Raw genomic sequence first — 18,762 nt, 5'->3', positions numbered from 1 at the left:
TCTTGTCCGTGCAGGTACCCGAGATTGAGGACGAACACACCAGTGCTGTCGCTGACGAAGCTGCTCCGGATCGGTGAAGGTCGCATGGTCAAGCGGCTCAAGCACATCGCCGAGCATGTCGATTCCCTCTCCCCGGACTTCGAGGCCCTGACCGACGCCGAGCTCCGGGCCAGGACGGACGAGTTCCGGAGTCGCTACCGGGACGGCGAGACGCTCGACGATCTGCTTCCGGAAGCCTTCGCGACCGCCCGCGAGGCGTCCTTCCGTGTGCTCGGCCAGAAGCACTATCTTGTCCAGATCATGGGTGGCGCGGCGCTGCACTTCGGCAACATCTCCGAGATGAAGACAGGTGAGGGCAAGACCCTCACCTGTGTGCTGCCGGCCTACCTCAACGCGATCTCCGGCGACGGCGTCCACGTCGTCACCGTCAACGACTACCTCGCCAAGCGCGACGCTGAGTGGATGGGCCGCGTGCACCGTTTCCTCGGCCTCGAGACCGACGTGATCCTGTCCGGAATGACCCCGGCCCAGCGCCGCGCGGCCTACTCCGCCGACATCACCTACGGCACCAACAACGAGTTCGGCTTCGACTACCTGCGCGACAACATGACGCACTCGCTCGACGACCTCGTGCAGCGCGGCCACAACTTCGCGATCGTCGACGAGGTCGACTCGATCCTCATCGACGAGGCCCGGACGCCGCTGATCATCTCGGGTCCCGCCGACGCGTCGAGCAAGTGGTACTCCGAGTTCGCGCGCATCGCCAAGTTGCTCGAGCCCGAGGTGCACTACGAGATCGACATCCGCAAGCGGACCGTCGGTGTGCACGAGGCCGGCGTCGAGTTCGTCGAGGACCAGCTCGGCATCGACAACCTGTACGAGGCGGCCAACTCGCCGCTCGTGAGCTACCTCAACAACGCCATCAAGGCCAAGGAGCTCTACGCCAAGGACAAGGACTACATCGTCCGCAACGGCGAGGTCGTCATCGTCGACGAGTTCACCGGCCGCGTCCTGTCGGGTCGCCGCTACAACGAGGGCATGCACCAGGCGATCGAGGCCAAGGAAGGCGTCGAGATCAAGGCCGAGAATCAGACGCTCGCCACGATCACGCTGCAGAACTACTTCCGCCTGTACGACAAGCTGTCGGGCATGACCGGTACGGCCGAGACCGAGGCCGCCGAGCTCCACCAGATCTACAGCCTGGGCGTCATCCCGATCCCGACGAACCGTCCGATGGTGCGTGTCGACCAGGGCGACCTGATCTACAAGACCGAGGAAGCGAAGTTCGCGGCCGTCGTCGACGACGTCGTCGAGCGTCACGAGAAGGGCCAGCCGGTCCTCATCGGTACGACGAGCGTCGAGCGGTCGGAGTACCTGTCGCGGCAGTTCACCAAGCGCGGTGTTCCCCACAGCGTGCTCAACGCGAAGTTCCACGAGCAGGAAGCACAGATCATCGCGCAGGCGGGTCGGTCCGGGGCGGTGACGGTCGCGACGAACATGGCCGGTCGCGGTACCGACGTCGTGCTCGGCGGCAACCCCGACATCCTCGCCGACATCGAGCTGCGCAAGCGCGGCCTCGATCCGGTCAACACGCCGGAGGAGTACGAGGCGGCCTGGGACGAGACCCTCGAGCGGATCAAGCTCGAGTCGAAGGCCGACGCCGAGAAGGTGCGCGCGGCCGGTGGTCTGTACGTGCTCGGCACCGAGCGGCACGAGTCGCGTCGTATCGACAACCAGCTGCGTGGTCGTTCCGGTCGCCAGGGCGACCCGGGCGAGTCGCGGTTCTACCTCTCGCTCGGCGACGAGTTGATGCGCCGGTTCAACGGCGCCGCGCTCGAGTCGATCATGACGCGTCTGAACCTGCCCGACGACGTGCCGATCGAGGCGAAGATGGTCTCCAAGGCCATCAAGAGCGCGCAGACGCAGGTCGAGCAGCAGAACTTCGAGATCCGCAAGAACGTCCTCAAGTACGACGAGGTGATGAACCAGCAGCGCACCGTCATCTACGAGGAGCGCCGCCGGATCCTGCGCGGCGAGGACCTCGAGGGTCAGGTGCAGCACATGCTCACCGACGTGATCACCGCCTACGTCGACGGTGCCACCGCCGAGGGCTATGTCGAGGACTGGGATCTCGAGCAGCTCTGGGCGGCCCTCAAGACCCTCTACCCGGTAGGTGTCGACCACAAGACGCTCGTCGCCGAGAACGAGGATCTCGACCGCAACGGCCTGCTCGAGGTTCTTCTCGAGGACGCCCGCGCCGCCTACACGCGTCGCGAGGCCGAACTCGAGGCCATCGCCGGGGAGAACGCGATGCGCGAACTCGAGCGTCGTGTGCTGCTGTCGGTCCTCGACCGCAAGTGGCGTGAGCACCTCTACGAGATGGACTACCTCAAGGAGGGCATCGGCCTGCGCGCGATGGCCCAACGCGATCCGCTCGTCGAGTACCAGCGCGAAGGCTTCGACATGTTCACCGCGATGCTCGAGGGTCTGAAGGAGGAATCGGTCGGATTCCTGTTCAACCTCCAGGTCGAGGCCGCGCAGCAGCAGCAGCAGTCCGCGGGTGTGGCGGTCACGCCGGCCTCCGCGGCGGCCGCCGCGCAGGCGGCCCCGAGCCTCGCCAAGGCGGCTCCCGCCCGACCGGCACAGCAGCCCGCTCGGACGGCACAACCGGCGCAGGCGGAACCCGCTCCGGCCGCGCTGCGGGCCAAGGGGCTCGACGAGACCGAGCGGCGCCTGACCTACACCGGCCCCGACGAGGACGGCCGCGCTCACGTCGCGCGTACGACCGCCGGTGCCGACGCGGGCTCCGCGCCCCGGCAGGCCGGCACCCGCAAGGAGCGTCGTGCCGCGGCCCGCCGCGACGCGAAGACCAACCGGCGGCGCTGAGTCGAAGACTCACATGGAGCGATCACCCCACGACCCTGTGGCTCACCCGAGCCACAGGGTCGTGATCGTCCAGCGGTGCGGAGCACGAGGACGGGGACGCTTGCGCACCATGCGGCCGGCGAAGGCGAACACCCGGTCCCCGCGGCCGTAGCTGCCGAACAATTCCACGGTGTCGGCGTCGACGGGACGAACTCGTGTCCGCAGCAGCACCGCGGTGCTGCGTCCTGCACGCGGAGGCCGGCCCGCGGTGATCGTCGCGACCAGACGTGGATCGAGGACCGCGGTGGACTGCACGGCGGGGCGGCGGCCGTCGACCACTTCGAGGACCAGGCGCACCGCCGTCTCCGCGACCCGCACGACACCCGGATCGAGCACGATCGCGGGCCGGTCACCCGGTGTCGCGACCGGACCTTCGGTGCCTCGGGCAACCGCCGGACGTTCGATTCCGTCGCGGTGGACCGGGGCGCGCCCCGAGCGTCCGTCGTGCGGCGTGGGCCGACGGGTGACGTGGCTGCGGGGGTGTTGGCAGGGTGCCTCGACCGGGGGTTCGAGGCGGGTGAGGCGGCGCACGTAGCGCCCGGTGTGATGCGACATGGGCTCTCCCGAAGGGCATGAGAATGGGATCGGCACGGTCGACACCGTGCCGGTGAAGCGGTTCGGGAGAGGACGAACCGCGCACATGATGCCACATTTCCGGAAGACGGTCCCGGTTCGACGCGCACGGGTTGCGCTGCGCGAGCGGGACGTCCGGGACCTACGGTGGTGTCGTGATGCGAGGACTCGTACTCGATGTCGGTGGCGTCCTGGTCGGGCCGGGAAGCGACCCCGGCACGTTCGGCGCGGCGGTGACGGTCCTGCGTGCACGCGGTGTGCGGACCGCTCTGTTGAGCAACGACCCCGGTGGGCCCGGCGCGCAGTGGCTGCGCGATCTCGAGGGCCCGTTCGTCGATCGAGTGGTGCTCTCGGGGGACGCGCGTGTCGCCAAACCGGATCCCGAAAGCTACCTGCTGGTCGCCCGGCTGCTGGACCTCGAACCCGGCGAGTGCGTCTTCGTCGACGATTCGGTCGGCAACGTGCGAGGCGCCGCCGCTGCGGGGATGGTCGGCGTACACCATGATGGTTCACACGACGCGCCGGGCGAACTGGCCGTACTCTTCGATCTCGATCCCGAGGAGATCGGGAGCGGAGCCACGGAGGGCGCCGGGTCGTGGTGGCGGCGCTCGGGAGGTTCGGGTCAGGAGGGGGAACGGGGTCGATGACGAGCCGGATGACAGCGCAGGACGCGTCGTACTACTACCTGGAGACGAGCAACACGCCGATGCACGTCGGGTCGCTCGCGATCCTCGAACCCCCCCAGGGCGGTCTCGACTACGAGAGCGTGCTCCGGTTGGTCGAGCAGCGACTGCCCGAGGTGCCCCGCTACCGGAAGAAGGTGCGGGAGGTCGCATTCGGGCTTTCGCGACCCGTGTGGGTCGACGACCGCGACTTCGACATCACCTACCACGTGCGACGCTCCGCGCTGCCGAAGCCGGGCTCCGACGAACAGCTGCACGACCTCGTCGCGCGTCTGGTCTCGAGGCCGCTCGACCGCACGCGACCGCTGTGGGAGATGTACCTCGTCGAGGGACTCGCGAACGATCGGGTGGCGTTGTTCACGAAGTCGCATTCGGCGCTCGTCGACGGCGAGGAGGCCCTCGACATCGTCCAGGTACTCTTCGACAAGGAGCCGGTGCCGCGTGAGGTCCCCGAGGAATTGTGGATGCCCGAACGCGAACCGTCGGAGTCCGCTCTGCTCGTCGGAGCGCTCGCCGAACTCGTCGCGCGCCCGGGGGAGGGGATCGCCGCCGTGCGATCGGCCGTGGGCGATCTCACGGCGACGCTCACCGAGACCGTCGACGCGGTGGGCAGGATCGCCCGCACGGCTGCGCAATCGGCGCCCGAGACTCCGCTGAACACGCAGATCTCGCGGAGCCGCCGGTTCTCCGTGGTGCGCTCCGATCTGGAGCCCTACCGCAAGATCCACTCCCGCTACGGCTGCACGATCAACGACGTGGTGCTCGCGGTCCTCGCGGGGGCGCTGCGCTACTGGCTGCTCTCCCGCGGGGAACCGGTGACCGAGGCGACCGTGGTGCGGGCGATGGTCCCGATGTCGGTCTACACCCAGGATCCGGACGACTGCGGCGACAACGACACGATCCAGGTGCACCCGCAGGGTGAGGTGTCGTCCTTCCTGCTGGATCTGCCGGTGGGGGAGCCGAACGCGGTGGTCCGGTTGTCGCACATCGCGCACGCCGGCGAGGCCTACTCGCGGCAACGGCGGCGCGTGGCGGCGCAGACGATGGTCCGCTTGTCGGGCTTCGCTCCGGCGACGATGCACGCGGTGGGAGCGAGGGTCGCGATGGGTTTCTCGCAGCGGATGTTCAACCTCATGATCACCAATGCGCCGGGTCCGCAGCACCCGCTCTACCTCACCGGGGCCCGGTTGCTCGAGATCTTCCCGGTCTCGCCGCTGCTGAAGAATCAGTCCTTGAGCATCGCGTTGACGTCCTACGACGGCAAGATCTACTACGGTTTGAATGCGGATCGTGATGCGATGCCCGATGTGGACGTGGCAGCGACGCTGATCCAGGAATCTCTCGAGGAGTTGACGGATGCCGGCAGGTGAGAAGTGACGCGTGTCTATGTACCGGCAACGCTCGCGATGTTGCAGGGCCTCGTCGCCGACGGTGAGGTCGACGCGGTGGGCCGAACGGCCTTCGCGGTGACCCCCGCTCTGCGCGAGGCGTATACGGCGGGCGACGACGAGGAACTCGCCGAGGTCGCGATGGCCGAGGCGGCACGCGCGTCGCTGCGGTTGCTCGGCTCGGAGGAGCCGAACGATCATCCGTCCTTCGCGTCCCGTCGGGTGGTGATCGCCGCCGACGTCGACGAGGTGAAGCCGCGCCCGGATCTCGACGACGCGGTCGTCAAGCTCACCGGTCCGATCACGATGCGTGCGGTCGCGTCGGTGCACATCGACCTGCAGGAGGCGGAGGCCGACGTCGCGCGGGCACGCGAGATCGTCGATGCGGCCGAACTGGGCGACGAGGAGGCCGAGTTCGTCCTCGGCGACGCGGAGGACCACGAACTGGCGTGGTACGCGGCGCAGGAGTTGCCCTTCCTGCTCGAACTGCTCTGACCTCGCATATCGCCACGTCATCGGTGTGACGGCCGTCTCCTGCTCAACCTACGCTTCCGTAACCTCTGATAACCTACGGAGGCGTAACCGGAGTGAGGAGAAACGGTCGGATGGGCCTGAAGGAATGGATCGAGAAGCCTGCGGCACACGTCGCGCCAGGGGAGAAGTCGCTCTCCAACGTCCTGCGTGGCGCGGTGGCCCGGCTGACCACCCCTCTGCTTCCCGACGACTACCTGCATCTGGTCAACCCGCTGTGGTCCGCCCGTGAACTGCGCGGTCGCGTCGTCTCGGTGCGTCAGGAGACCCCCGATTCCGCGACGATCGTCATCCGTCCGGGCTGGGGCTTCGACTTCGGATACGCGCCCGGCCAGTACATCGGCATCGGTCTGCACATCGACGGTCGCTGGCACTGGCGCTCGTACTCGCTGACCTCCTCGCCCACCTGGGACGACAAGGTCATCTCCATCGCCGTGAAGGCGATGCCCGAGGGCTTCCTGTCGAGCCACCTCGTCGGTGGTGTCCCCGAGGGCACCGTCGTGCGCCTCGCGGCCCCGAAGGGCGATTTCGTCCTGCCCGACCCGCCGCCGGCGAAGATCCTCTTCCTCACGGCCGGCAGTGGCATCACGCCGATCATGTCGATGCTGCGGACGCTCGACCGGCGCGCGGTCGAACGCGAACTCGACCTGCCCGACGTCGTGCACATCCACTCGGCGCCGACAGCCGAGAACGTGATGTTCCGGTCCGAACTGGAGCATTTCGACGCCACCCACGATCGCTTCCGGGTGCACGTGCGTCACACCCGTGAGAAGGGCAAGTTCGCGCTCTCCGAGCTCGACGAGGTGTGCCCCGACTGGCGCGAGCGCCAGACCTGGGCGTGCGGTCCCCAGCAGATGCTCGACGACATCACCGCGCACTGGACCGCGGAGGGTATCGAGGATCAGGTCCACCTCGAGCGTTTCGCCGTCAGCCGCGCCGACACCTCGGGATCGGGTGGAACGATCACGTTCGCGAAGTCCGGCAAGACCGTCACCGTGGACGGCGCCACGACGATTCTCGAGGCCGGTGAGAGCGTCGGTGCGCTGATGCCCTTCGGCTGTCGCATGGGAATCTGTCAGACTTGTGTTGTGCCGCTCGAGAAGGGGCACGTCGTCGATCTGCGATCCGGCAAGGAGCACGCAGAGGGCGAGCGCGTCCAGACCTGCATCTCCGCCGCTGCCGGCGACTGCACACTGGACGTGTAGACACCGACAGCAATCTCCGAAGGATCCCGCTTGGCCATCACCGACATCCGCGCGTTCTCGCATCTGACCGAAGACGATATCGTTGCTCTCGCAAACGAATTCGACGCGATTCGACGGGATGTGGAGAATTCGCGCGGCCCGCGGGACGCCCGCTACATCCATTCCGTCATCCGTGCGCAGCGTGTGCTGGAGGTGGTCGGACGCTGCGCGCTGTTCGGTTCGCGTCGACGGTCGCGCTGGATCATCGGTACCGCTGCGCTGTCGCTCGCGAAGATCATCGAGAACATGGAACTCGGGCACAACGTGATGCACGGGCAGTGGGACTGGATGAACGACCCCGAGATCCACTCGACCTCGTGGGAATGGGATCAGACCGGTCCGTCCGAGCACTGGAAGCGCGCCCACAACTACGCGCACCACACCTACACGAACATCGTGGGCATGGACGAAGACGTGGGATTCGGTATCCTGCGGATGACGCGCGACGAGAAGTGGCGTCCGCGCAATCTCGCGCAGCCGATCGCGAACATCGTCCTCGCGCTGACCTTCGAGTGGGGGATCGCGCTGCACGACCTCTCGGCGAAGAAGGAACTCGAGGGCGTCCCGCCCGCGCAGTGGAAGTCGGGGCCCAACAAGGAATTCGCGGCGAAGGCCGGCCGGCAGATCGTCAAGGACCTGGTGTTCTTCCCGGCGCTCACCGGCCCGGCCTGGCGCAGCACGTTGTCGGCGAACCTCACCGCTAATGTGATCCGCAACATCTGGGCGTATCTCGTGATCTTCTGCGGCCACTTCCCCGACGGCGCAGAGAAGTTCACGACCGAGCACTACGAGAACGAGACGCGCGGGGAGTGGTATCTGCGCCAGTTGCTCGGCAGCGCAAACATTTCCGGTGGGCGTGCGATGGATTTCCTCACCGGGAATCTCAGTTACCAGATCGAGCATCACCTGTTCCCGGACCTGCCGAGCAACCGCTACCCGGAGATCGCCGCCCGTGTGCGGGCGCTGTGCGGCAAGTACGACCTGCCGTACACGACCGGCTCGCTCGCCCGGCAGTACTGGCTCGCCCTGCGCACGATCCACAAGCTCGCCTTGCCCGACCGGTTCCTCAAGGCGACGGCCGATGACGCCCCCGAGACCTCCTCCGAGCGCAAGTTCGACAGGTGGCGCCCGGACGTGCCCGCGGTGGTCACCGAGGCGTCCACCGGACGTCGCCGGGGTCTGCTCACGGCGCTGCGGGTCCACGCCGAGCATGCGGTAGCAGAGCGTCGTCGTCGCAGTGGTGAATCGCGACCTTCCGCCACTGTGTGATTCGCGACACAGCTCCGAATTCGGCTAACCTACGGGCCCGTAACCTACGGTAGAGTAGCCCGCATGGCGATATCGGATGTCAAGGAGTACGCGCACCTGACGGAGGCGGACGTCGAGGCCATCGGCCGCGAACTCGACGCCATCCGGCGCGATATCGAGGAGTCCCGCGGTGAGCGCGACGCTCGATACGTCCGCAACACGATCCGGCTGCAGCGCGGCCTCGAGATCGGCGGGCGCCTCGTGCTGCTCGGCTCGAACAAGCGTCCGCTGTGGCTGCTGGGCACGGGCATGCTCTCCCTGTCGAAGATCATCGAGAACATGGAGCTCGGGCACAACGTGATGCACGGGCAGTGGGACTGGATGAACGACCCCGAGGTGCACTCGGCCAACTGGGAGTGGGACAACGTCGACCCGTCGGCGCACTGGAAGATCACCCACAACTACCTGCACCACAAGTACACCAACATCCTCGGCATGGACGACGATGTGGGATACGGCCTGCTGCGCGTCACCCGCGACCAGCGATGGAAGCCGTTCTACCTCGGCAACGTCGCGTACAACGCCATCCTCGCAGCGCTGTTCCAGTACGGCATCGCCATCCAGCTGCTCGAGCTCGGCAAGGTCATCCAGGGACGCGACGACCGCGAGCTCACCAAGGCACGCGGCAAGGAGGTGCTCGCCAAGCTCGGCAAGCAGCACCTCAAGGACTACGTGATCTACCCGGCGCTCACCGGCAAGTCGTGGAAGTCCACGATGAAGGCCAACGCCACGGCCAACTTCGTGCGCAACATCTGGACCAACGCGGTGATCTTCTGCGGTCACTTCCCGGACGGTGCGGAGAAGTTCACGAAGCAGGACATCGAGACCGAGACGCGTGCCCAGTGGTACCTGCGTCAGATGCTCGGCTCCGCGAACATCTCCGGCGGCAAGGTCATGGACTTCATGACCGGCAACCTGAGCTACCAGATCGAGCACCACATCTACCCCGACCTGCCGTCCAACCGGTACGCGGAGATCGCGGTGCGCGTGCGTGAGCTGTGCGAGAAGTACGACCTGCCGTACACCACGGGTCCGCTCGCGGTGCAGTACTGGAAGTCGTGGCGCACCATCGCCAAGCTGTCGCTGCCCGACAAGTACCTCAAGGACGACCGCGACGCCGCTCCGGAGACCGCTTCCGAGCGGGGCTTCGGCGGAGCGCCGGAGATCGATCCGGCCACCGGTCGCCGCGTGGGTCTGGCCACCACCATCGAGAAGACCCGCAAGCGTGGATTCATCCGCCGCGCGCTCGGCATGCGCTGACGGTCACGAGAACGAGCACGAACCCCGGCACCACACGGTGCCGGGGTTCGGTGCGTTCGGCCGGGGTTCGGCGGTTCACCAGGGGTCGTTGGACGCGAGCGCCGTGAGCAACTCGCGCACGGCCATCGCCCGGTTGTGCGACTTGCCCTCCAACGAGTCGAAGGCGCATTCGGGATCGGCGGGCGGGCCGAGATGCGTGCATCCGCGCGGGCAGTCCTCGACCGCTTCGGCCAGGTCCCCGAACGCCGCGACGACGTCGTCGGGCCCGATGTGCGCAAGCCCGAACGATCGGATGCCCGGGGTGTCGACGACCCACCCGCTCTCGGGTAGGTGCAGGGCCACCGACTGGGTGGAGGTGTGCCGTCCCTTGCCCACCCCGGAGACCTCACCGGTGGCGCGGTCGGCGTCGGGAACGAGCCGGTTCACCAGTGTCGACTTGCCGACCCCCGAGTGCCCGATCAGGGCGGTCACGCGACCGTCGATCCGCTCGTGCAGGGCGGTGAGATCGTCGTCCTGACCGACGAGCAGCACCGGGATGTCGAGATCCGCGAAGTGCGCGGCGAACTCGTCGGGATCGGCGAGGTCGCTCTTGGTCAGTCCCAGCAGGGGAGCGAGACCGCCGGCATAGGCAGCGACGAGCGCGCGTTCGACGAGTCCGGTCCGCGGTGGGGGATCGGCGAGCGCGACCACGATGAGCAACTGTTCGGCATTGGCGACGACGATGCGCTCGAACGGATCGGTGTCGTCGGCCGTGCGCCGCAGGACGGTGCTGCGGTCCTCGACCCGCACGATGCGCGCGAGCGTGTCGGGGCGACCGGAGAGATCGCCGACGACACCCACCTGATCGCCCACCACGATCGGGGTCCGGCCGAGCTCACGTGCCCGCATCGTCGTCACGATCCGATCGGGATCACCGCCGAGCGCGACACCCCATCGCCCCCGGTCGACGGAGACGACCATGCCCTCCTCGGCATTGCGGTGGGCCGGGCGGTCCTTCGTGCGCGGCCGCGAGCCGCGCCCGGGACGGACCCGGACGTCGGACTCGTCGTACTCCCGCCGCCTCAGGAGTCGCTCCCCGTCAGCAGCGACTCCCACAGACCCTCGAAGTCGGGGAGGGTCTTGGCGGTGGTGCCGATGTCCTCGACCTCGATCCCGTCGACGACGAGCCCGAGGATCGCCCCGGCCGTGGCCATCCGGTGGTCGGCGTAGGAGTGCCAGATGCCGGCGTGCAGCGGAGCCGGCTCGATGTGCAGTCCGTCCTCGGTCTCGGTGATCGAACCGCCGAGACGGCCGATCTCGGTGGCGAGGGCCGCGAGCCGGTCGGTCTCGTGACCGCGCAGGTGCGCGATGCCGCGCAGGTCGGAGGGCGAGGCGGCGACCGCGGCGAGGGCCGCGACGGTCGGCGCCAGTTCACCGACGTCGTGCAGGTCCACGTCGAGGCCCCGCAGTTCGTCCGGGCCGCGCACGGTCAGCGTCCCGTCGGCCCAGGTCACCTCGGCGCCCATCTGCTCGAGGATGCCGCGGATCGCGTCGCCGGCCTGGGTGGTCGACTCGGGCCACAGGGGCACCGAGACGACACCACCGGTGACCGCCGCCGCCGCGAGGAAGGGAGTCGCGTTCGACAGATCGGGCTCGACGGTGACGTCGACGGCCTTGATCGTCGTCGGGGGCACCCGCCAGGTGTCGGCCTCGGAGGTGTCGACGGGGACTCCGGCCGTGCGGAGCATCTCGACCGTCATCTCGATGTGCGGCATCGACGGCACCGGTTCGCCGGCGTGGTGGACCACCACACCCTCGTCGAAGGCGGCACCGGACAGCAGCAGACCCGAGACGAACTGCGAGGACGCGGACGCGTCGATGGTGACGGAACCGCCGCGCACCGAGCCCCGGCCGTGCACGGTGAAGGGCAGCCGGTCGCCGTCGATGTCGGTGCCGAGGGCGCGCAGGGCGTCGAGCACGGTGCTCATCGGGCGGACCCGGGCCTGTTCGTCGCCGTCGAAGCGCACGTCGCCGTCGGCCAGTGCTGCCAGCGGCGGTACGAACCGCATGACGGTGCCGGCCAGCCCGCAGGCGACGTCGCCTCCGCGCAGGGGTCCGGGGGTCACGTCGAGGGTGGTGCCGCCGTCGCGTTCGGTGACGGTCGCGCCGAGAGTGCGCAGGGCCCCGATCATCAGGTCGGTGTCGCGGCTGCGCAGTGCGCCGGTCAGGGTGGACGGCCCGTCGGCGAGTGCGGCCAGGATCAGGGCACGGTTGGTGATCGACTTCGATCCCGGCAGCGTCACCGACGCTCGAACCGGGGACACGGCGCGGGGTGCTCTCCACAGACTCACCCGACCATCTTCGCCCATCCGCACCGGTGCGGGCACCCTCGCCCACCCGGTGCGCGCCGGTGTCGGTTCCGTCACCCGGCGATGCCACACTCGACGGCATGTGCGGAAGGTATGTCTCCACGGCCGACCCGGCGACGCTCGCCGTCGAACTCGACGCACTCGACGAGACCGGCGACGGCGGCCGGGACGAGCGCGGGCCCGACTACAACGTCGCGCCGACGACCGAGGTGCTCACCGTCGTCGCCCGGCACGACGGGGAGGATCCCGACGGTCCCGTCCGCCGCCGTATCCGCCGCATGCGCTGGGGACTCGTGCCGCCGTTCGCCGAGGAGGTCGGCGGAAGCGCACCGCTGATCAACGCACGATCCGAGTCGGTCGCCACCAAGCCGAGCTTCGCGCGGTCGCTGCGTCACAAGCGGTGCCTGATCCCGATGGACGGCTGGTACGAATGGCAGGTCGAACCCGCGCCGGACGGCAGACCCCGCAAGGTGCCGTATTTCATGGCGCCGGCCGACGGATCGCGGATCTGCATGGCCGGGGTGTGGGCGGAGTGGCGCGACCCGCGGAACCCGAAGGCGCCGCCGCTGTCGAGTACGGCGATCCTCACCGCACAGTCGGTCGAGCAACTCGGCAACGTGCACGAGCGGATGCCGCTGATCCTCCCGCCGGAGCAGTGGGATGCGTGGCTCGACCCCGACAGTCTCGGCCATCCGGATCTGATCGTGCCGAGCGTCGAAGCGATCTCGGCGATCGAGATCCGCCGCGTGTCCGCGAAGGTCAACAGCATCCGCAACAACGGCCCCGAACTGCTGCAACCCGACGACGGTGCCGGCGACCAGATGGTGCTGCTGTAGACGCCACCGGACTCTACGGCCCGGCCGTGATCGGGGCCCTACGACCCGGCCGTGATCGGTGCCACGACCGCGCCGGTCAGCCGGATCAGATCGCGCGGATCCAGTTCGATCTCGAGCCCGCGGCGGCCCGCGCTGCACAGCATCCGGTCCCACTGCTCGGCGGAGGCGTCGATCACGGTGCGCAGACGCTTGCGCTGCCCGAGCGGGGAGATGCCACCGACGACGTATCCGGTCGCGCGTTCGGCGGCGGTGTGCTCGGCCATCACGGCCTTGCCGCCGCCCAGCGCCCCCGCTGCGGCCTTGAGCGACAGCGTCGCCGGGACCGGGATCACCGCGACGGCGAGCTTGCCGTCCGACAGAGACACCACCAGCGTCTTGAAGATCTGTTCGGGGGAGACCCCCAGGCGTGCGCCGAGTTCCTCGACGGCTTCGGCGCCGAAGGACGACGATCTCGGGTCGTGTGCGTACTCGTGGACCCGGTGCGCGACCTTCTCGCGCTTCAGCAACACCGTCGCGGGAGTGGATGTCGAGGCCATCCGATCACTCTAGGAAACCGGAGGTGGGGAACAAGTGCGGTGGGTACGGCGTTGCACACCGACGGGTGGATCCACCGGCCACCCGACACCCGACGATCGGAGAATTCGTGGCAGTGCTGTGCCCGCCTCGACCGGACGCCGCCGGACGTCCCGCCGATCCGGACGCCGTCGGACCGGTAGCCTTCTCGACAGGCGTCGATGAAGGGATCGGTGTGATCGAGGAGTCTGTGGAAGAACTGACCGAGCGGTTCGAGCGGGATGCACTTCCCCTGCTCGATCAGCTCTACGGCGCTGCGCTGCGGATGACCCGCAATCCCTCCGACGCCGAGGACCTCGTGCAGGAGACCTACATCAAGGCGTTCTCCGCCTTCCGGTCGTTCCGCGAGGGCACCAACCTCAAGGCCTGGCTGTACCGGATCCTCACCAACACCTACATCAACTCGTACCGGAAGCGTCAGCGGCAGCCCGCGCAGTACCCGACCGACGAGATCACCGACTGGCAGCTCGCAGCCACGGCCGAGCATTCGTCGACCGGTCTGCGATCCGCGGAGGTCGAGGCGCTCGACGCGCTTCCCGATGACGACATCAAGGCGGCGCTGCAGGAGCTTCCCGAGGAGTTCCGCATGGCCGTCTACTACGCCGACGTCGAAGGGTTCCCCTACAAGGAGATCGCCGAGATCATGGGGACGCCGATCGGCACCGTGATGTCGAGACTGCACCGGGGTCGCAAGCAGTTGCGGGGCCTGTTGGCCGACGTGGCGCGCGATCGCGGTTTCATGCGGGAGAAGGCCGTGGACGCGACAACCGGAACTTCGGATCAGACCGAGAGCGGAAAGGGAGCACCGCAGTGAGCGAACCCGACTTCGATCGACTCGACTGCTCGGCGGTCATCGCGGACGTCTACCTGCTTCTCGACTCCGAGTGCGACGCCGGTTCCCGCGAGAAGCTGCAGCGGCACCTCGACGAGTGCGGCACCTGCCTCGAGGCCTACGGGATCGAGGAGAAGATCAAATCGCTGCTCAGCCGCAAGTGCGGCGGGGAACACGCACCCGAGGGCCTGCGGGAGCGGCTCATGCTGCAGATCCGCCGCACCGTCGTGATCACCGAGACGGACATCACCGAGTCGTAGGCGAGTTCGACTCGCACCGAGTGCTGGGCGAGACCCCCGAACGTGACAGGGGCCGAAAAGCTGCTGCTTTCCGGCCCCTGTCCGCGTCTCAGGCGTTGGGACGCTTGCCGTGGTTGGCGGCGTTACCCTTGCGGCTGCGCTTCTTGCGACCTCGCTTACCCATGGTGGGATCTCCTTTCTCGTTCATTACAGTGTTTCACGTGCGGTCGAGTGGTCCTGTCGGCAGGTCCGCCGCCGGAGCGTGAAACGAGGTGTTCGATGGCGGAAGACGTACGCGCGGAGATGGTATCGACCGTGTTCGAGGTCGTCGTGCGAGAGGGTGACGTGGTGGCCGAAGGCGACACACTGGTGATCCTCGAGTCGATGAAGATGGAGATCCCCGTGCTCGCAGAGTCGGCGGGCACCGTGACCTCCGTCGGTGTCTCGGTCGGGGATGTCATCCAGCAGGGTGACCTCATCGCCGTGATCTCCTGACGGCGGACAGTCTGAGTACGAAAGCGGTTCCCGTGTCCACACTCAGTTCGTTGCTCGCGAGGTACACGGATCTTCCGGGCGCGGCCGTCGATCACCTCCAACGTGTCGTGGGCGAGTGGCAGTTGCTCGCCGACCTGTCGTTCGCCGACGTCCTCCTGTGGGTCGACGCGGCGCCGTCCGGAATCGTGTGCGTCGCACAGTGCCGGCCCACCACCGCCTCGACCGTCATCCCTGAAGACGCTGTCGGCACGCTCGTCTCCGACAACGAACATCCTTACGTCCGTGAGGCTTTCGAAACCGGGGAGATCGTCGACGTCAAGTCGGCCCCGGGTGCGGGGATCAACATCCGTCAGGCCGTGCCGGTGCGTTGGGACGGCCGGGTCGTCGCGGTGCTCAGCCGCGACGCCGCCCGCGTGTCGCGGCGGTCGGCCAGCGCGCTCGAGACGGCCTATCTCGAATGCGCCGACGACCTCTACCGGATGATCAGCGAGGGCACCTTCCCCACACCGGAGGCGCGCTCGGACACCAAGTCGAGTCCGCGCGCGGGCGACGGGTTCATCCGGCTCGACCGGGAGGGCAAGGTCGTCTACGCCAGCCCCAACGCGCTGTCGGCCTACCACCGGATGGGTCTGAACTCCGACCTGATCGGTCAGGACCTCGTGGAGACGACCCGCGCACTGGTCACCGACCCCTTCGAGAGCCGCGACGTCACCGACTACCTCCGCGGGGCCGTGGAGGGCCGTCTGGGGCAGCGCATGGAGATCGAGGCACGCGGTGCCACGGTTCTGATCCGTGCGTTGGTCCTGAATCCGGGAGGCAGGATCCGGGGCGCCGCGGTGATCGTCCGCGACGTCACCGAGGTCAAGCGACGCGACCGGGCACTGCTGAGCAAGGACGCGACCATCCGCGAGATCCACCATCGCGTCAAGAACAATCTGCAGACGGTCGCCGCACTGCTGCGCCTGCAGGCGCGCCGGACCGGGAACGCCGAGGCCCAGCAGGCGCTCGGCGAGGCGGTCCGCCGGGTGACGTCCATCGCCCTGGTGCACGAGGCGCTGTCGATGTCCGTGGACGAGGAGGTCGATCTCGACGGTGTCTTCGACCAGCTGATCCCCATCGTCGTCGACGTGTCGACGGTGGGCAGCCAGATCCGCGTGCTGCGGGAGGGGAATCTCGGTGTGTTCCCCGCCGATCGCGCGACGCCCCTGGTCATGGTGCTGACCGAACTCGTCCAGAACGCCGTCGAGCACGCCTTCGATCCGGGCGTCAACGGCACGGTCACCGTCAATGCCCAGCGTTCGGCCCGCATGCTCGACGTCGTGGTCCGCGACGAGGGGAAGGGTCTTCCCGACGGATTCAGCCTCGAGGCGTCGAACCGGCTCGGTCTGCAGATCGTCCGGACCCTCGTGGCCGCCGAACTCGGCGGATCGCTGGAGCTGACGTCCAACGAGGCCGGCGGGACCGACGCGCGCCTGCAGTTACCGCTGGGCAAGGTGCCGGTCGCCTGATCGTTTCCGTCCGGGCACGTAAGAAGGCCCGGCCTCCCCGTGGGGGAGCCGGGCCTTCGAACGTCTGTCGGAGCTGCTCAGACCGCCGTGCGAGCGCGGGTGCGTGCGTTGCGACGCTTGAGAGCGCGGCGCTCGTCCTCGCTCATACCGCCCCAGACGCCGGCATCCTGGCCGGACTCGAGCGCCCAGGAAAGGCATTCGGCGGTGACGGGGCAACGGTTGCACACGAGCTTGGCATCCGCGATCTGCGCGAGAGCCGGGCCGCTGTTTCCCACGGGGAAGAACAGTTCCGGATCCTCGTCGCGGCAGATGGCCTTGTGGCGCCAGTCCATGCTTCTACTCTCCTTCGATGGTGCGTGTGCACCGGCTGATCGGTCAATGCGTGTTCACGCCTGTGGCACGGAGTGTTTCCGCGCGGTTACTTGTGAATGCTTTCACGAACGAGCGTGGAGTCAATAGAATCGGCCACGATCGTGGGGAAGCTCACGCTGTTGTGAGCTACGAGTTCGCCAATCCCTATTTCTACTCCACTCGAGCCGAGAAGGTAGTGGTAATCACAGAATTCGTGCTTCTCTTTCTGTCGCTGTCCCGCTAGAGGGGATGGTCAGCGGGGCGCGACGACATCGAGGATCGACGGCACGGCCACGAACTCGACCTCGGTGCGGAGTCCGAGATAGTCGCCGTCGACCTGAAGTCCGATCGGGCGCGAGGCCCGGGCGCGCACGCGCTCGACATCGTCCGCACGCACCAGATGCGGTGACGCCGGCTCGCCACGGGCGGCCAGGAGCTGCCTCACCACCCGCAGGCTCGGAAATACCCGGGTCGTCGTCATGGCAAACACACCCAATCCGGTGTCGAACGACGTGCCGGGATTCGTGTGCACCGGACGGGACTCGAGATAGGTCCACGGACTCGAGTTCGACACGAACGCGTAGTGCACCCCCGGTACGGGTTCGGATCCGGGCATCTCGAGCGTGAGCGCCGGCTCGTCCCGCTTCGACGCGAAGAATCGGGCTACGGCATGCCGCACGTAGCGCGCCGTCGTGACCTTCTTGCCCTCGGCGCGGCTCAGATCGATGGCCTCGCACACCTGGGCGTCGAGACCGAGGCCCGCGTTGAAGGTGAACCACCGGCCGTCGCAGTGGCCGAGGCCGATCCGGCTGGTCCTGCCCTCCTGCAACGACTCGAGCACCTGCTCGGTGGCCTCGAGCGGATCGGCGGACAACCCCAGGGACCGCGCGAACACGTTCGCCGAGCCGCCGGGCACCACCGCGAGTCGCGGGAGGCTCGGATCGGCGCTCCGATCGGGGGAGGGGCCGAGCAGACCGTTGACGATCTCGTTGACGGTGCCGTCGCCCCCGTGCGCGACGACGACGTCCATCCCGTCGGCGTGCGCCGAGCGCGCCAGTTCGGCGGCGTGACCGCGGTGGGTGGTGTGCGCGACGGTCAGTGCGAGCCGGCCCCTCAGGGCATGAGCGAGGCGGTCGCGACCGGCCGGGGTGGTCGTCGTCGCATTCGGGTTCACGATCAGCAGGGCGCGCACGGAACATCAGCCTAAGTGGTGCCCGGCGGGTCCACTACGCTGGACGGGTGCCTCTCGAAACACCTCGCAGCAGCGTCCCGTCGACCGTGCGTGCCGCCGGCTGGCTCGTCGTCCTCGAGGGCGTCGTCGCGATGGGGTTCGCGGTGTACTCGATCATCCGCGCCGCCTCGGGCGAACACGATCAGTCGGTCACCAACGGTTACGGCTTCGCGCTGTGGCTGTTCGTCCTGTTCGGCGGGGTGCTGGCCGGCGGGATCGCGCTCGTGCGCGGCGTGCGCTGGGGACGTGCCGTGGCGGTACTCGCGCAGTTGTTGTTGCTGCCGGTGGTGTGGTCGCTGTTGACCGACTCGCACCAGCCGATCATCGGCACCGTGCTGGCGCTCGTCGTGGTCCCGACGCTCGTGCTGCTGTTCAGCCCGCCCACGACGCGGTGGCTCGCGCACGAGTACGCGCCCGACGTCGACGAGTGATCCGGC

General features: G+C 68.1%; 20 protein-coding genes. 13 read left to right on the top strand and 7 right to left on the bottom strand.

All coding sequences use genetic code 11. The features are described 5' to 3' along the window. Positions 1 to 84 precede the first annotated feature (84 nt). Positions 85 to 2,886: a preprotein translocase subunit SecA gene (gene secA, locus AC0LPE_RS16345; RefSeq protein WP_490606362.1), complete on the top strand. Its 2,802-nt coding sequence runs from the start codon at positions 85 to 87 to the stop codon at positions 2,884 to 2,886. A gap of 42 nt (positions 2,887 to 2,928) precedes the next feature. On the opposite strand, the gene AC0LPE_RS16340 is transcribed toward secA, so the two are convergent. Further along, positions 2,929 to 3,480, bottom strand: coding sequence for an Rv3235 family protein (locus tag AC0LPE_RS16340; RefSeq protein ID WP_160874271.1), 552 nt, complete (start codon positions 3,478 to 3,480; stop codon positions 2,929 to 2,931). Between the two features lie 176 nt (positions 3,481 to 3,656). On the opposite strand from AC0LPE_RS16340, the gene AC0LPE_RS16335 reads away from it, so the two are divergent. The 6 genes from AC0LPE_RS16335 (at position 3,657) to AC0LPE_RS16310 (ending at position 9,912) form a co-directional block, all read left to right on the top strand. After that, positions 3,657 to 4,145 (top strand): HAD-IA family hydrolase, encoded by a 489-nt coding sequence (locus tag AC0LPE_RS16335; protein ID WP_037190660.1) that lies wholly within the window; start codon positions 3,657 to 3,659, stop codon positions 4,143 to 4,145. After that, positions 4,142 to 5,551 (top strand): WS/DGAT/MGAT family O-acyltransferase, encoded by a 1,410-nt coding sequence (locus AC0LPE_RS16330; protein WP_490604835.1) that lies wholly within the window; start codon positions 4,142 to 4,144, stop codon positions 5,549 to 5,551. The genes AC0LPE_RS16335 and AC0LPE_RS16330 overlap by 4 nt, the downstream gene beginning before the upstream one ends. A gap of 3 nt (positions 5,552 to 5,554) precedes the next feature. Then, positions 5,555 to 6,064 carry a DUF6912 family protein gene (locus tag AC0LPE_RS16325; protein WP_016693392.1) on the top strand — a complete coding sequence of 170 codons (510 nt, stop codon included), beginning with the start codon at positions 5,555 to 5,557 and terminating at the stop codon, positions 6,062 to 6,064. Positions 6,065 to 6,174: 110 nt separating this feature from the next. Further along, the gene (locus AC0LPE_RS16320; protein ID WP_160874267.1) at positions 6,175 to 7,305 is read left to right on the top strand and encodes a ferredoxin reductase; all 1,131 of its coding nucleotides are present in this window, start codon (positions 6,175 to 6,177) and stop codon (positions 7,303 to 7,305) included. Positions 7,306 to 7,335: 30 nt separating this feature from the next. Continuing rightward, entirely contained in the window at positions 7,336 to 8,613 is a 1,278-nt protein-coding gene (locus AC0LPE_RS16315; protein ID WP_490604834.1) for a fatty acid desaturase family protein, read from the top strand. Between the two features lie 63 nt (positions 8,614 to 8,676). Next, the gene (locus tag AC0LPE_RS16310) at positions 8,677 to 9,912 is read left to right on the top strand and encodes a fatty acid desaturase family protein (RefSeq protein ID WP_059382247.1); all 1,236 of its coding nucleotides are present in this window, start codon (positions 8,677 to 8,679) and stop codon (positions 9,910 to 9,912) included. A 75-nt stretch (positions 9,913 to 9,987) separates the two neighbouring features. On the opposite strand, the gene rsgA is transcribed toward AC0LPE_RS16310, so the two are convergent. Both rsgA and aroA read right to left on the bottom strand, forming a co-directional pair. Then, on the bottom strand, positions 9,988 to 11,007 hold the full coding sequence (gene rsgA / locus AC0LPE_RS16305; protein ID WP_160874263.1) for a ribosome small subunit-dependent GTPase A: 1,020 nt from the start codon (positions 11,005 to 11,007) through the stop codon (positions 9,988 to 9,990). After that, positions 10,974 to 12,260 carry a 3-phosphoshikimate 1-carboxyvinyltransferase gene (gene aroA / locus AC0LPE_RS16300; protein ID WP_202399517.1) on the bottom strand — a complete coding sequence of 429 codons (1,287 nt, stop codon included), beginning with the start codon at positions 12,258 to 12,260 and terminating at the stop codon, positions 10,974 to 10,976. The genes rsgA and aroA overlap by 34 nt, the downstream gene beginning before the upstream one ends. 80 nt (positions 12,261 to 12,340) lie before the next feature. Here aroA and AC0LPE_RS16295 point away from each other — a divergent pair, with 80 nt between their 5' ends. Then, positions 12,341 to 13,096, top strand: coding sequence for an SOS response-associated peptidase (locus tag AC0LPE_RS16295; RefSeq protein ID WP_490604833.1), 756 nt, complete (start codon positions 12,341 to 12,343; stop codon positions 13,094 to 13,096). Positions 13,097 to 13,134: 38 nt separating this feature from the next. Here AC0LPE_RS16295 and ybaK read toward each other — a convergent pair whose 3' ends face one another. After that, positions 13,135 to 13,632, bottom strand: coding sequence for a Cys-tRNA(Pro) deacylase (ybaK, locus tag AC0LPE_RS16290; protein WP_490604832.1), 498 nt, complete (start codon positions 13,630 to 13,632; stop codon positions 13,135 to 13,137). A 206-nt stretch (positions 13,633 to 13,838) separates the two neighbouring features. Here ybaK and AC0LPE_RS16285 point away from each other — a divergent pair, with 206 nt between their 5' ends. Then, positions 13,839 to 14,483: a sigma-70 family RNA polymerase sigma factor gene (locus AC0LPE_RS16285; protein ID WP_390889799.1), complete on the top strand. Its 645-nt coding sequence runs from the start codon at positions 13,839 to 13,841 to the stop codon at positions 14,481 to 14,483. Beyond that, positions 14,480 to 14,761, top strand: coding sequence for a mycothiol system anti-sigma-R factor (gene rsrA / locus AC0LPE_RS16280; protein WP_145693157.1), 282 nt, complete (start codon positions 14,480 to 14,482; stop codon positions 14,759 to 14,761). Before AC0LPE_RS16285 ends, rsrA begins: the two co-directional genes overlap by 4 nt. A gap of 88 nt (positions 14,762 to 14,849) precedes the next feature. Here rsrA and AC0LPE_RS16275 read toward each other — a convergent pair whose 3' ends face one another. Beyond that, positions 14,850 to 14,924, bottom strand: coding sequence for a 50S ribosomal protein bL37 (locus AC0LPE_RS16275; RefSeq protein ID WP_022597109.1), 75 nt, complete (start codon positions 14,922 to 14,924; stop codon positions 14,850 to 14,852). A 95-nt stretch (positions 14,925 to 15,019) separates the two neighbouring features. On the opposite strand from AC0LPE_RS16275, the gene AC0LPE_RS16270 reads away from it, so the two are divergent. Together AC0LPE_RS16270 and AC0LPE_RS16265 are read left to right on the top strand one after the other, a co-directional pair. Further along, complete coding sequence (locus AC0LPE_RS16270; protein WP_006550234.1) at positions 15,020 to 15,235, top strand: biotin/lipoyl-binding carrier protein; 216 nt, start codon at positions 15,020 to 15,022, stop codon at positions 15,233 to 15,235. A 32-nt stretch (positions 15,236 to 15,267) separates the two neighbouring features. Further along, complete coding sequence (locus tag AC0LPE_RS16265; protein WP_229565179.1) at positions 15,268 to 16,743, top strand: sensor histidine kinase; 1,476 nt, start codon at positions 15,268 to 15,270, stop codon at positions 16,741 to 16,743. A gap of 77 nt (positions 16,744 to 16,820) precedes the next feature. On the opposite strand, the gene AC0LPE_RS16260 is transcribed toward AC0LPE_RS16265, so the two are convergent. Together AC0LPE_RS16260 and AC0LPE_RS16255 are read right to left on the bottom strand one after the other, a co-directional pair. Then, positions 16,821 to 17,075 (bottom strand): WhiB family transcriptional regulator, encoded by a 255-nt coding sequence (locus AC0LPE_RS16260; RefSeq protein ID WP_006550236.1) that lies wholly within the window; start codon positions 17,073 to 17,075, stop codon positions 16,821 to 16,823. Positions 17,076 to 17,347: 272 nt separating this feature from the next. After that, positions 17,348 to 18,286 carry a diacylglycerol/lipid kinase family protein gene (locus AC0LPE_RS16255; RefSeq protein WP_016693379.1) on the bottom strand — a complete coding sequence of 313 codons (939 nt, stop codon included), beginning with the start codon at positions 18,284 to 18,286 and terminating at the stop codon, positions 17,348 to 17,350. A 47-nt stretch (positions 18,287 to 18,333) separates the two neighbouring features. On the opposite strand from AC0LPE_RS16255, the gene AC0LPE_RS16250 reads away from it, so the two are divergent. Beyond that, positions 18,334 to 18,756 carry a hypothetical protein gene (locus AC0LPE_RS16250; RefSeq protein ID WP_026061396.1) on the top strand — a complete coding sequence of 141 codons (423 nt, stop codon included), beginning with the start codon at positions 18,334 to 18,336 and terminating at the stop codon, positions 18,754 to 18,756. Positions 18,757 to 18,762: the final 6 nt, after the last annotated feature.

The organism is Rhodococcus sp. S3 (genome assembly GCF_058211795.1).
Note: the sequence above shows the minus strand (reverse complement) of the source record. Positions and strands in the feature narration are given on the sequence as shown.